The following is a 13,169-nucleotide window of genomic DNA, read 5'->3' as shown; positions in this document are numbered from 1 at the left end:
TGACAGCGCCCTCTGGACGAACCGGAGAAGGGGAAAGGACGCACGCCATGTCGGAAGCAGTCACCCGTCCCGCCACGACCGGCCCCGGCCTTCTCCCGTCGCTGCATCCACTGCTGCGGGACTGGCTGCCACGACAGCGCTGGTTCGCCGGCAAGGGACGTCCGGTCACCGGGCTCTCGCTGGTGGCGGCCACCGAACTGCTCCCCGCCGGGGGCAAGCTCGGCCTGTACCACCTGCTCGTGCAGGTGCACCAGCCGCACGCCCCGGTCCAGGCCACCGCCACCGGCACCACCCCGGTTCCCGGCGACTGCTACCAGCTCCTGATCGGCGTGCGCGAGGCACTGCCTCCCCGGCTGGCACCCGCGCTGATCGGCCATGTGACCGGGGGCCCGCTCGCCGGGCTGACGGTGTACGAGGCCCTGTACGACCCCCGGCCCGCCGAGGTGCTGCTCGAGGCACTGCGCACCCGGGCCCGCATCGGCGGCCTCCGCTTCGACCGCGACCCGCACCAGGAGATCCGGCCCGGACTGGTCAGCCGCGCGGTGACCGCCGAGCAGTCCAACTCCTCGGTGATATACGGCGATACGTTCATCCTGAAACTGCTCCGCCGTGTCGTGCCCGGCGTCAACCCCGACCTGGAGCTGCCGCTCGCGCTGGCCCGCGAGGGCTGCTCCCGGGTGCCCGCGCCGACGGCGTGGCTGGGGGCGGAGCTGGCGGGACAGGCGTACGTCCTCGGTGTCCTCCAGCCCTACGTCCAGGGCGCCACCGACGGCTGGGAGCTGGCGCTGCGCGAGCTGGCCAAGGGCGAGGACTTCAGCGCCGAGGCGCGGTCCCTCGGCCGGGCCACCGCCGAGGTGCACACGGCGCTGGCGCGCGCCCTGCCGACCGTCACCCTCGGTCACACCCAGCTGCGCTCGATGGTCGACGGCATGCTCGCACGCCTCGACGCCGCCGCCCAGGCGGTGCCCGTGCTGCGGCCGTACGTCCCGGGGCTGCGCTCCGCGTTCGAGGCGCTGGCCGACCTCGCGGCCGAGGGCCGGACGTGGACCGCTCAGCGCGTCCACGGCGACCTGCATCTCGGGCAGTGCCTGCGCTCGCCGGCCGGCGAGTGGTCGCTGATCGACTTCGAGGGCGAACCGGCCCGGCCGCTCGCCGAACGCCGGATGCCGCAGCCGGCGGTGCGGGACATCGCCGGGATGCTCCGTTCGTTCGACTACGCGGCCCACTCCGTGCAGCCGTCGGTGCCGGGCTGGGCGGACCACTGCCGGGCCGCGTACTGCTCCGGGTACGCCGAGGCAGCCGGCCGCGATCCGCGGACCGACCCCGTGCTGCTGCGTGCCCATGAGACCGACAAGGCCGTTTACGAGGTCGTCTACGAGGCCCGGCACCGCCCCGACTGGCTCTCCGTGCCGCTGTCGGCGATACGGCGCCTCGCCTCGAACCGACCGACCTGACCCTCCCAGGAGGCTCCGCCCGTGACCCCCCGTACCACCTCCTCCTCCAGCGGTTCCGACCCGAACGTGACGGCCGAGGAGACCACGGCCCACCAGGAGAAGGCCGCCGTGCCGAAACAGGCGACCGCACCCGAGGAGACGGCCGCGCCGGTGAAGGCGACGGCGAAGAAGGCGACCGCCAAGAAGGCGACCACGAAGAAGGCCGTGGCGAAGAAGGCGACGGCACAGACGGCGGCGGCGAAGACGGCCACGGCCAAGAAGGCGCCGGCCAAGAAGGCGACCGCGAAGAAGAGGACCGCCGAGAAGGCGACCGCCGAGAAGGCCGCGAAGAAGAGGACCGCCGAGAAGGCCGTCGCCGAGAAGGCCGCGACGAAGAAGGCCGTCGCGAAGAAGGCGGCGGCGAAGAAGACCACCACGGCCGCCAAGAAGACAACGCCCGCCCGGAAGGCCGCGACCGCGAAGAAGACGGCCGGGAAGACCCCGGCCGTCAAGGCGGCCACCGCGCCGGACGCATCCGGCGCCCCGAGCGGGAAAGCCGCCCTCCAACCCCCCGCCGTCACCGCCGTCTCGCCCGCCCTCGACCCCGCCGACCGCGACCGCCTGCTCACCGGCACCCACCACGACCCGCACTCCGTCCTCGGCGCGCACCCGGCACCGGACGGCGGCGTGATCTTCCGCGTCTTCCGCCCCTACGCCCTGTCCGTCACGGTCGTGGCCGGCGACCGGCGGGCCGGACTGCACGACGACGGCGACGGTTTCTTCTCCGGCCTGGTCGCGCTTGCGGAGGTCCCCGAGTACCGGCTGAGCGTGGAGTACGAGGGCACGGTCCTGGACACCGAGGACCCGTACCGCTTCCTGCCCACCCTCGGCGACCTCGACCTGCACCTGATCGGCGAGGGCCGGCACGAGCAGCTCTGGCGGGCGCTCGGCGCCGAGCCGTTGACGCACCAGGACGTCACCGGCACCCGCTTCACGGTGTGGGCGCCGAACGCGCGCGGCGTGAGCCTGGCCGGCGGCTTCAACCACTGGGACGGCACCGGCTTCCCCCTGCGCTCGCTCGGCGGCACCGGCGTCTGGGAGCTCTTCGTGCCCGGCATCGGCGAGGGCGAGCTGTACAAGTTCGAGATCACCCGCCCCGACGGTTCGAAGACCCTGCGCGCCGACCCGCTGGCCCGCCGGACGCAGACCCCGCCGGACACCTCGTCCATCGTGCACGCCTCGCACTACGAGTGGGGCGACGCGCAGTGGCTGGAGCGCCGTGGGCAGGTCCCCGCGCACGAGGCCCCCCTGTCCGTCTACGAGGTCCACCTGCCCTCCTGGCGTCCGGGGCTCACGTACCGGCAGCTCGCCGAGGAACTCCCCGCCTACGTCCGGGACCTCGGCTTCACGCACGTGGAGCTGATGCCGGTCGCCGAGCACCCCTTCGGCGGCTCCTGGGGCTACCAGGTCACCGGTTTCTACGCGCCCACGGCCCGCCTCGGCACCCCGGACGACTTCAAGTACCTCGTCGACGCGCTGCACCGGGCCGGCATCGGCGTCCTCATGGACTGGGTCCCGGCCCACTTCCCGCGGGACGACTGGGCGCTGGCCGAGTTCGACGGGCGCCCGCTGTACGAGCACGCCGACCCGCTGCGCGCCGCGCACCCCGACTGGGGCACGCTGGAGTTCGACTTCGGCCGCAAGGAGGTCCGCAACTTCCTCGTCGCCAACGCGGTGTACTGGTGCGAGGAGTTCCACATCGACGGGCTGCGCGTGGACGCGGTCGCCTCGATGCTCTACCTCGACTACTCGCGCGAGCCGGGCCAGTGGACGCCGAACGAGCACGGCGGCCGGGAGAACCTGGACGCGGTGGCGTTCCTGCAGGAGATGAACGCGACCGTCTACCGGCGCAACCCCGGCGTGGTGACCGTCGCCGAGGAGTCCACCGCCTGGGACGGCGTCACCCGCGCCACCCACCACAAGGGCCCGAGCGGCTTCGGCGGGCTGGGCTTCGGCCTGAAGTGGAACATGGGGTGGATGCACGACTCGTTGCAGTACATGGCGCACGAGCCGATCCACCGCAAGTACCACCACCACGAGATGACGTTCTCGATGGTGTACGCGTACAGCGAGAACTACGTCCTGCCGATCTCCCACGACGAGGTGGTGCACGGCAAGCGCTCGCTGGTGTCGAAGATGCCGGGCGACTGGTGGCAGCAGCGCGCCAACCACCGGGCCTACCTCGGCTTCATGTGGGCCCACCCCGGCAAGCAGCTGCTGTTCATGGGGCAGGAGTTCGCCCAGGGGGCGGAGTGGTCGGAGGCGACCGGCCCGGACTGGTGGCTGCTCGACCCGGAGTACGGCGCCGAGGCCGACCACCGCGGGGTGCGCGACCTGGTCCGTGACCTCAACGCCGTCTACCGCCACACCTCCGCCCTGTGGCAGTGCGACACCTACCCCGAGGGCTTCCAGTGGGTCGTCGGCGACGCCGCCGACGACAACGTCCTGGCCTTCCTCCGCCACGACGCCGCCGGCGCCCCGCTCCTCGCGATCAGCAACTTCTCCCCGGTGGTCCGCCACGACTACCGGGTGGGCGTCCCCGACGAGATCCCGGCCTGGCACGAGACGCTGAACACGGACGCGGCCCGTTACGGCGGCAGCGACGTGACGAACCCCGACCCGGTGAAACCGGAGGCCCTGCCCTGGCACGGCCGCCCGGCCAGCGTCAGGCTGACCCTGCCACCGCTGGCGACGGTGTGGTTCCAGCCGTCGTAGCCGACCGGGCCGGCCGCTGCGGTCAGGCCGCTGCCGCGGCGCCCTCGGCCAGCCCCCGCGGCAGCGGGCCCGTGTGCAGCACCCCCAGCCGCTGCGTCGCGCGGGTCAGGGCGACGTACAGGTCGCTCGTGCCGTACCGGCCCGGCTCGACGACGAGCACCGAGTCGAACTCCAGGCCCTTGGCCTGACGGGGGTCCAGCAGGACGACGGTCCGCGTCAGGTCGGGCTCGGCGCCCGCCGTCACGCCGTCCAGGTGTGCGGCGAGGCGCCGGTGCAGCTCGCGCGGGGCGATGACGGCCAGCCGGCCCTCGGCGGGGGTCAGTTCCCCGACCGCCTTGGCGACCGCGCCGGGCAGGTCGTCGGTGGCCCGGATCCAGGGACGTACACCGGTGGACCGTACGGAACTCGGCGGTACGAAGTCCGGGTGCTCCGCCCGGACGACCGCCGCGGCGAGGTCCATGATCTCGGCGGGCGTACGGTAGTTGACGCCCAGGCGCGTGTGCTCGTAGCGGTCCTCGACATAGGGCGTCAGGATCTTCGCCCAGGAGCCGACCCCCGCCGCCTCCGCCGTCTGCACCGGATCGCCCACCAGCGTCATCGACCGCGTCGGGCTGCGCCGCATCAGCAGCCGCCACGCCATCGGCGACAGCTCCTGCGCCTCGTCGACGATGATGTGCCCGAAGGCCCAGGTGCGGTCGGCCGCCGCCCGCTCCGCCGCGCTGCGGTGGTCGTCCTCCTCGTGCCGCTCGGCGAACCGCTCGGCGTCGATGATGTCGTGCGCGGACAGCACCTCGCTGTCCTCGTCCTCCTTGTCCTCGTACTCGTACGTCCGGGAGGCGTACGACACGTCGAGCACGCCCTGGGCGTACGACACCTGCCGCTCCCGCTCGCGTTCCGCCCGCGACCGCGCGACCCGGTCGTCCTCGCCCAGCAGTTCGGCCGCCTCGTCGAGCAGCGGTACGTCCGCCACGGTCCACGCCCGCGTCACCGGCCGCCGGATCGCGGCGGCGTCGGCGTCGGCGACGTACCCCTCGGGCTCGGCGAGGAAGTCCGCGACGAGCCGTTGCGGGGTGAGCACCGGCCACAGCCGGTCGATGGCCGACCAGACCTCGGGGTTGTCGGCGATCTCGTCGCGGATCTGGGTGATGTCGCCGGCGTCGAGCAGGTTGGAGCCGTCGTACGGGTCGGTGCCGACCCGCTCGGCGTACAGCTCGGTGAGCGTGTTGAGGATGTGCCCCTCGAAGTGCTCGCGGGCCGCGTTGTGCGGCAGCTTCGCGGCGCGCGTCCGCTCACGTGCGACGCCGACGAGACCGTCGTCGAGCATCAGGACCTCGCGGTCGTGCTCGATGGCGACGACCGGGTCGGGCAGCGCCTGCCGGTCCCGTACGACGGCGGCGAGCACGTCGGCCATCTCGGCGCGGCCCTTGACCGCGGCCGCCTCCGGGGTGTCGGTCGCCGTCGCCTTCACGCCGGGGAAGAGTTCCCCGACCGTCGCCAGCAGCACGCCCGTCTCGCCCAGCGACGGCAGCACCTCGCCGATGTAGCCGAGGAAGGCGGGGTTGGGGCCGACGATGAGGACGGCACGCTTGGCGAGCAGTTCCCGGTGCTCGTACAGGAGGTACGCGGCCCGGTGCAGGGCCACCGCCGTCTTGCCGGTGCCGGGGCCGCCCTCGACGACCAGGACGCCCCGGTGCGGGGCGCGGATGATCTCGTCCTGCTCGGCCTGGATGGTCTGCACGATGTCGGCCATCCGGCCGGTGCGCGCGGAGTTCAGCGCGGCGAGCAGGACGGCGTCGCCGCTGGGGTCCTCGTAGCCGGTCCGGGTGGCGTCCGCGACGTCGAGGAACTCGTCGTGCAGGGCGGTGACCCGACGGCCGTCGGTGGAGATGTGCCGACGGCGGCTGAGGCCCATCGGGGTGTGACCGGTGGCCAGGTAGAAGGGGCGGGCGACCTCGGCGCGCCAGTCGATCAGGATCGGCGTGCGCTCGGCGTCGTCGGCGCGCAGGCCGATCCGGCCGATGTGGTGGCCGGCGCCGGAGGTCAGGTCGATCCGGCCGAAGCAGAGCGAGCCGTCCACCGCGTTCAGGGCGGCGAGCAGCCCCGACCGCTCGGCGACCAGGATGTCCCGTTCCAGGCGTGCCTGCATCGGCTTGTCGCCCTGTGCGAGCGCGTCCGTGACGGAGACCTCGGCGTCGCCGCGCAGCACGTCGACCCGCGCGTACAGCCCGTCGATGAATTCCTGCTCGCGGCGCATTTCGTCGTCTGGAATTCCGCTGTTTGACAATTCCGCTCCCGCCCGGATATACTGTGCTCACTGAACTTCTTCGCGACCTGATCCTTCGAAGTCGCGAATCAATGAATATACGCAAAGAAATCCCCCGGGCGCAATTGCCGGGGGATTTCTTTACGCCTGTTCGGGTCGCGGGCGTCCGTTCGGGTCACAGCGCGTCGGCGATCTCCTCCAGCAGCCGCCGCTTGGGGCGGGCCCCGACCATGGACTTCACCGGCTCACCGCCGCGGAAGACCAGGAAGGTCGGCATGGACAGCACCTTGTAGGCGTTGGTCGTCTCCGGATTGTGGTCCACGTCCAGCTGCACCACCTTCAGCCGCTCCCCCTCCTCCGTCGCCAGCGCGCTCAGCACCGGCGCCATCTGCCGGCACGGTGGGCACCAGTCCGCGGTGAACTCCACCAGCACCGGCAGCTCGGACCCGATCACCTCCGCCGCGAAGTCCGCGTCCGTCACCTCGGCCACACCCGCCGCCTTGCTCATCACTGCCGCCCTCCCAGCTCGCACTCCGGTTCCGGACCCCCCGGAACCGCCGCCTCGGCGGCCAGCTCGTCCCGCGCCCGTTCGGCACGCGCCAGCTGCGCGCCCACCTGCGCCCGCACGGCCTGCAGCTCGCCGATCAGCGCGTCGAGTTCGTCCAGCTTGCGCCGGTAGACCGCGAGCGAGGCCGGGCAGGAGTCGCCCTCGGGGTGCCCGGCCCGCAGACACTCCACGAAGGGCCGCGTCTCCTCCAGGTCGAACCCGAAGTCCTGCAACGTCCTGATCTGCCTCAGCAGCCTCAGGTCCCGCTCGTCGTAGTCCCGGTACCCGTTGGCGTCGCGGCGCGCGGGCAGCAGCCCTCGCGCCTCGTAGTACCGCAGCGTCCTCGTGGTGGTCCCGGCCCGTTCGGCCAGCTCGCCGATGCGCATGCGTACGAACGTAAGCCCTGACGTCGGCGTCAAGGCAACGGCCGGCGGAAAACAGGAACCGGGCGGCCAGGTCCACGGGGGAGGACCTCGCCGCCCGGCGTTCCCGGGACGGCCCCGCGCCCGAAGGGGCGGGGGGAACTGCGCGATCGGCCGGCGGGGGCCCGCGGTCGGCAGCCGCGCTCCGGGAGCGCGCCGCGAGTCCTCCGCGGGCCGGGCGAAGCGCCTACGCCTTGGCGAGTTCCTTCTCGCCCTCCGGCTCGCCCCGACCCGCGCGCCGGTCGGGCAAGTCCGTGTCGTCGGCGGGAGCCGCGCCGTGGCCGCCGTGCCCGTCGTCCAACAGCGTCTTCTCGTCGAACGGCGCCCGGCCCGCGAGCACCTCGCCCACCCGCTCCTTGTCGATCTCCTTGGTCCAGGTGCCGATCAGCACGGTGGCGACGGCGTTGCCCGCGAAGTTGGTGAGGGCACGGGCCTCGCTCATGAAGCGGTCGATGCCGACGATGAGACCGACGCCGTCCACCAGGGCGGGCTTGTGCGACTGGAGGCCGCCCGCGAGGGTGGCGAGGCCCGCGCCCGTGACACCGGCGGCGCCCTTGGAGGCGACCAGCAGGAAGAGCAGCAGCGAGATCTGCTCGCCGATGCCCATCGGCGTCCCCATGGCGTCGGCGATGAACAGGGACGCCATGGTCATGTAGATCATGGTGCCGTCGAGGTTGAAGGAGTAGCCGGTCGGGACGGTGATGCCGACCACCGGCTTGCTGACGCCCAGGTGCTCCATCTTCGCGATGAGTCGCGGCAGCGCGGACTCGGAGGAGGAGGTGGACAGGATCAGCAGGAACTCACGGCCCAGGTACGTGAAGAGCGTGAAGATGTTCAGGCCCGAGATGATCCGCAGCAGCGCGCCGAGCACGATGAAGACGAACAGGAAGCAGGTGACGTAGAAGCCGAGCATCAGCACGGCGAGGCTCTTGAGCGCGTCGATGCCGGCGGAACCGGTGACGGCGGCGATGGCGCCGAAGGCACCGATCGGGGCGGCCCACATGATCATCGCGAGGATGCGGAAGACGAGCCGCTGGATGTGCTCGATGCCGCGCAGGATCGGCTGTCCGGCCGGGCCCATGGCCTGCAGCGCGAACCCGGCGAGCAGCGCGATGAGCAGGGCCTGGAGTACCTCGCCCTCGGTGAAGGCGGAGACGATGGTGGTCGGGATGATGCCGAGCAGGAACTCGGTGGTGTCCTTGGCCTCCGCGTCCACCTGCGCCTGACCGGTCTCCCGGACGGAGTCGGTGAGGGCGAGGCCGGTGCCCGGGTCGAGGATGTTGCCGACGACCAGGCCGATGGCGAGCGCCACCAGCGACATCACCAGGAAGTAGGCGAGGGCGATTCCGCCGACCGCGCCGACCTTCGCGGCTTTCCGCACGGAACCGATACCGAGCACGATGGTGCAGAAGATGATCGGCGAGATCATCATCTTGATCAGGTTCACGAATCCGGTGCCTATGGGCTTCAGCTCCACGGCGAAGTCCGGAGCGGCCAGGCCCACGGCGATGCCGAGTGCGACCGCGACGATCACGGCGATGTAGAGATAGTGGGTGCGGTCCCGCTTGGCGCGGGGTGTGGCAGGTGCCGTGTCGGCTGCGCTGGTCACGACTGCCCTCCTTGACGACGTCTTCGGCATCACCGGCGTGCGGCTCACGTCCGGGGGAACGGTCCGGGGCCCTGCCCGCGGACCGGGGATTGCCGTGACTATCTCCCGCGCTGTGACGGCGGTCACCCTTCCGTTCATTTAGTTCACGCTTATTGCCAGGGGCACACTGACGGCATGCGCATCCGTGTACCGACACCCCGCAGCCTGGCCGGCCAGCTCTTCGCCATGCAGGCCGTGCTGATCGCGGTGCTCGTCATCGGATACGCCCTGTTCACCTACGTCAGCGACCGCAGCCAGGCCGAGGACGCGGCGGGCCGCCAGGCGATGGCGGTGGCCCGCTCGATCGCCGACTCCCCTTCGGTGCGGGAGGCGATCCGCACCTCCGATCCGACGGCCGCGCTCCAGCCGTACGCCGTGCACGTGATGCGGGACACGGACGTCGACTTCGTCACGATCATGGACCCGCGGGGCATCCGCTGGACCCACCCCGACCCGACCCGGATCGGCGGCCGCTTCCTCGGTCACATCGAACCCGCCCTGCGGGGCGAGTCCTTCACCGAGACCTACACGGGGACCCTCGGCCCGTCCGTCCGCGCGGTCACCCCGGTGCACGACGGCCGGCGCATCGTCGGCCTGGTCAGCGCGGGCATCCGGGTGGAGACGATCAGCGAACGGGTACGGGGCCAGCTCACCGCCCTGATCGGCGCCGCCGGCGGCGCCCTCGCCCTGGGCGCGGTCGGCACGTACGTCGTCAACGCCCGCCTGCGCCGCCACACCCACGGCATGAACGCGGCCGAGCTGAGCCGTATGCACGACTACCACCAGGCGGCCCTGCACGCCGTGCGCGAAGGGCTGCTGATGCTCGACGGCCAGTACCGGGTGGCGCTGATCAACGACGGCGGGCGGGAACTGCTCGGCGTGAGCGGTGACGTCGTGGGCCGCTCGGTGGCCGACCTGGGCCTGCCGGCCCCGCTGACCGGCGCGCTGCTGGCGTCGGAGCCGCGGGTGGACGAGGTGCATCTGACGGCCGACCGGGTGCTCGTGGTCAACACCTCACCGGTGTCGGGCGGGGAGCGGCGGGGCGCGGTCGTGACCCTGCGCGACGTGACCGAACTGCAGTCGCTGATGGGCGAACTGGACTCGGAGCGCGGCTTCACCCAGGCCCTGCGCTCCCAGGCGCACGAGGCGGCCAACCGGCTGCACACCGTGGTGTCCCTGATCGAACTCGGCCGCGCGGACGAGGCCGTCGACTTCGCGACGGCGGAACTGGAGCTGGCCCAGGCCCTGACCGACCAGGTGGTCGCGGCGGTGAGCGAGCCGGTTCTCGCCGCGCTGCTGCTCGGCAAGACGGCCCAGGCCAACGAGCGGGGCGTGGAACTGGTGGTGTCGGAGGACAGCGGCCTGGACGACGGGCTGCTGCCGCCGTCGCTGTCCGCGCGGGACCTGGTGACCATCCTGGGCAACCTGATCGACAACGCGGTGGACGCGGCGCAGGGCAGCGCGCGGGCCCGGGTGACGGTGACGGCGTACACGGCGGCCGGGGAGCTGGTCCTGCGGGTGGCGGACACCGGGGAGGGCGTGGACCCGGGGCACACGGAGCGGGTCTTCCAGCGGGGCTTCTCGACGAAGCCGGCCGGTCCCGGCGGGCGGGGACTGGGGCTGGCGCTGGTCCGGCAGGCGGTGCACCGGCACGGCGGGACACTGGCGGTCGCGGCGGCTCGTGAGGGCGGGGCGGAGTTCGAGGTGCGGTTGCCGTTGGCGAAGGACGCAACCGGGACCAGCCCGGAGACCGCGGGGCCCACCCCGGGCACAGCCTCGCCCCCCACCTCGGACACCGCGGGCGCCACCCCGGACGATGCCGGGACCACTCCGGGCGCCCCGGACGCGGCGGGTACGGCCGCCGGTGGGCCCGTGGGAGGCCGCGCATGACGGCGTCGTCGCAGGAGCCGATCCGCGTGCTGGTCGTCGAGGACGATCCCGTGGCCGCGGACGCGCACGTGATGTACGTCGGGCGCGTGCCCGGATTCGTCGCGGTCGGAAAGGCGCACACGGGCGCGGAGGCGCGGCGGGCGCTGGAACGGACGCCGGTGGACCTGCTGTTGCTCGACCTGCACCTGCCGGACGTGCACGGACTGCAGCTGGCGCGGTCGTTGCGGGCGGCGGGGCATCACGCGGACGTGATAGCGGTGACGTCGGCGCGGGACCTGACGGTGGTGCGGGAGGGAGTGTCGCTCGGTGTCGTCCAATACGTGCTCAAACCCTTCACGTTCGCGACGCTCCGCGACCGTCTGGTGCGGTACGCCGAGTTCCGCGGGGCGGCCGGGGAGGCGAGCGGTCAGGACGAGGTGGACCGCGCCCTGGCGACGCTGCGGGCACCGGGCCCGGCGGCACTGCCCAAGGGCCTGAGCGGACCGACGCTGGAACGCGTGACCTCGGCACTGCGCGAGGTCGAGCAGGGCCTGACGGCGGCGGCCCTGGCCGAGGCGGTGGGCATCTCCCGCATCACGGCCCGCCGTTACCTGGAACACCTGGTCGACGCGGGAAGAGCGGGCCGCAGCCCGCTGTACGGACAGGTGGGGCGGCCGGAACTGGTGTATCGCTGGGTGCGGGGGCAGCGGGGGTAGTCGGCAGAATGTCATGTCAATCCTCGGCACACTCATTGACCTGACTAGACCACTCCTCTTAGGTTCACCGGGCAGACAACCCCAGGCCACAACGACGTAGGCCCCAGGAGGTCAAGCCCGTGCGCCCCCTCGCCTCCCTCCCCGCCGTCCTCGCCCTCACCCTCGCCGCCGCCGGCACGCTCACCGCGTGCGGTGGCGGGGCGGGCAGTGATCCGGACACCGTGAAGGTCTCCTTCAAGCAGTCGACGGACAACTCCGTGAAGGTGATGGACACCTACCTCGCGGACATCAAGAAACAGTTCGAGAAGGCCAACCCCGGCAAGAAGGTCGAGCTCGTCCCCATCAAGGCCCCGGACTCGGAGTACTACACCAAGCTCCAGCAGATGCTCCGCTCCCCCAAGACGGCCCCGGACCTGGTCTACGAGGACACCTTCCTCATCAACTCCGACATCACCAGCGGATATCTCAAACCCCTCGACCCCTACCTCGCCAAGTGGCAGGACTGGAACCAGTTCATCGACACGGCGAAGGCCGCGGCCAAGGGCGAGGACGGCAAGACGTACGGCGTCCCGGACGGCACGGACACCCGCGGCCTGTGGTACGACAAGGGCGTCTTCGCGAAGGCCGGTCTCCCCGCCGACTGGCAGCCGAAGAACTGGGACGACGTCCTCGAAGCGGCCCGCACCATCAAGCGGAAGGTCCCGGGCGTCACCCCCCTCAACGTCTACACCGGCAAACCCGCCGGTGAGGCCGCCACCATGCAGGGCTTCCAGATGCTGCTCTACGGCACGAACGACGGCACGACGGACCCCCTCTACGACGAGCAGTCCAAGAAGTGGATCGCCGGCAGCACGGGCTTCAGGGACGCCCTCACCTTCGTCGAGACGGTCTACAAGGAGAAGCTCGGCCCGGACGTCGCCGACGCCCTCGACCCCAACTTCGGCACCCGCGTGCGCGGTGAGCTCCTCCCCCAGGGCAAGCTCGGCATCAACCTCGACGGCTCCTGGCTCCCGCAGGACTGGCTGGAGGGCAGCGGCCACGAGTGGCCGGAGTGGTCGCAGAAGCTGGGCCTCGCGGCCATGCCCACCCAGAACGGCCAGGCCCCCGGCAAGGTGAGCATGTCCGGCGGCTGGACCTGGGCGATCCCCGCCAAGGCGGCCAACCCGGACCTCGCGTTCGAGTTCATCAAGACCATGCAGACGAAGGCGAACGCCCAGAAGTGGTACATCGCCAACTCGGGCATCGCGGTCCGCGAGGACGTCGCGGCCGACCCCGCGTACGTCGACGCCCAGCCCGGCATCAAGTTCTTCACCGACCTGGTCGCCGCGACCCACTACCGGCCCGCCTACCCGGCGTACCCGAAGGTCTCCACCGCGATCCAGGAGGCGATGGAGGGCGTGACGACGGGCGAGATGTCGGTCGAGGAGGCGGCGAAGGCGTACGACGAGGAGCTGAAGTCGGCGACGGACGACCAGGTGATCGAGAAGTGAGCCGCC

At 71.9% G+C, this 13,169-nt stretch carries 9 protein-coding genes; 5 read left to right on the top strand and 4 right to left on the bottom strand.

Going from position 1 to position 13,169, the window contains the following annotated elements:
* Positions 1–47: 47 nt before the first annotated feature.
* Positions 48–1,454, top strand: coding sequence for a maltokinase N-terminal cap-like domain-containing protein (locus tag IPT68_RS25795; protein WP_189701541.1), 1,407 nt, complete (start codon positions 48–50; stop codon positions 1,452–1,454).
* 21 nt (positions 1,455–1,475) lie between these two features.
* Positions 1,476–4,208 (top strand): 1,4-alpha-glucan branching enzyme, encoded by a 2,733-nt coding sequence (gene glgB / locus IPT68_RS25790; RefSeq protein ID WP_189701540.1) that lies wholly within the window; start codon positions 1,476–1,478, stop codon positions 4,206–4,208.
* Positions 4,209–4,230: 22 nt separating this feature from the next.
* On the opposite strand, the gene IPT68_RS25785 is transcribed toward glgB, so the two are convergent.
* From IPT68_RS25785 to IPT68_RS25770, 4 genes are all read right to left on the bottom strand, one after another.
* Positions 4,231–6,462: a HelD family protein gene (locus IPT68_RS25785; RefSeq protein WP_189701539.1), complete on the bottom strand. Its 2,232-nt coding sequence runs from the start codon at positions 6,460–6,462 to the stop codon at positions 4,231–4,233.
* A 184-nt stretch (positions 6,463–6,646) separates the two neighbouring features.
* Positions 6,647–6,961 carry a thioredoxin family protein gene (locus IPT68_RS25780; RefSeq protein WP_189701546.1) on the bottom strand — a complete coding sequence of 105 codons (315 nt, stop codon included), beginning with the start codon at positions 6,959–6,961 and terminating at the stop codon, positions 6,647–6,649.
* Between the two features lie 17 nt (positions 6,962–6,978).
* Positions 6,979–7,404, bottom strand: coding sequence for a MerR family transcriptional regulator (locus IPT68_RS25775; RefSeq protein WP_189701538.1), 426 nt, complete (start codon positions 7,402–7,404; stop codon positions 6,979–6,981).
* Positions 7,405–7,627: 223 nt separating this feature from the next.
* Complete coding sequence (locus IPT68_RS25770) at positions 7,628–9,049, bottom strand: cation:dicarboxylate symporter family transporter (protein ID WP_189701537.1); 1,422 nt, start codon at positions 9,047–9,049, stop codon at positions 7,628–7,630.
* Positions 9,050–9,223: 174 nt separating this feature from the next.
* On the opposite strand from IPT68_RS25770, the gene IPT68_RS25765 reads away from it, so the two are divergent.
* The 3 genes from IPT68_RS25765 (at position 9,224) to IPT68_RS25755 (ending at position 13,163) form a co-directional block, all read left to right on the top strand.
* Positions 9,224–10,978 (top strand): sensor histidine kinase, encoded by a 1,755-nt coding sequence (locus IPT68_RS25765; protein ID WP_189701536.1) that lies wholly within the window; start codon positions 9,224–9,226, stop codon positions 10,976–10,978.
* Positions 10,975–11,673 carry a response regulator gene (locus IPT68_RS25760; RefSeq protein ID WP_189701535.1) on the top strand — a complete coding sequence of 233 codons (699 nt, stop codon included), beginning with the start codon at positions 10,975–10,977 and terminating at the stop codon, positions 11,671–11,673. The genes IPT68_RS25765 and IPT68_RS25760 overlap by 4 nt, the downstream gene beginning before the upstream one ends.
* A gap of 119 nt (positions 11,674–11,792) precedes the next feature.
* The gene (locus tag IPT68_RS25755) at positions 11,793–13,163 is read left to right on the top strand and encodes an extracellular solute-binding protein (protein ID WP_189701534.1); all 1,371 of its coding nucleotides are present in this window, start codon (positions 11,793–11,795) and stop codon (positions 13,161–13,163) included.
* Positions 13,164–13,169: the final 6 nt, after the last annotated feature.

Origin of the sequence: Streptomyces chromofuscus, assembly GCF_015160875.1 — a bacterium.
GTDB classification, from domain to species: Bacteria; Actinomycetota; Actinomycetes; order Streptomycetales; family Streptomycetaceae; genus Streptomyces; species Streptomyces chromofuscus.
The sequence above is the reverse complement of the archived record's forward strand: the minus strand, read 5'-3'. Positions and strand labels throughout refer to the sequence as shown.

Coding starts and splice junctions, on each gene's coding strand:
- IPT68_RS25795 (WP_189701541.1), top strand. CDS start 48: ATGTCGGAAGCAGTCACCCGTCCCGCCACGACCGGCCCCGGCCTTCTC.
- IPT68_RS25785 (WP_189701539.1), bottom strand. CDS start 6,462: ATGCGCCGCGAGCAGGAATTCATCGACGGGCTGTACGCGCGGGTCGAC.
- IPT68_RS25775 (WP_189701538.1), bottom strand. CDS start 7,404: ATGCGCATCGGCGAGCTGGCCGAACGGGCCGGGACCACCACGAGGACG.
- IPT68_RS25765 (WP_189701536.1), top strand. CDS start 9,224: ATGCGCATCCGTGTACCGACACCCCGCAGCCTGGCCGGCCAGCTCTTC.
- IPT68_RS25760 (WP_189701535.1), top strand. CDS start 10,975: ATGACGGCGTCGTCGCAGGAGCCGATCCGCGTGCTGGTCGTCGAGGAC.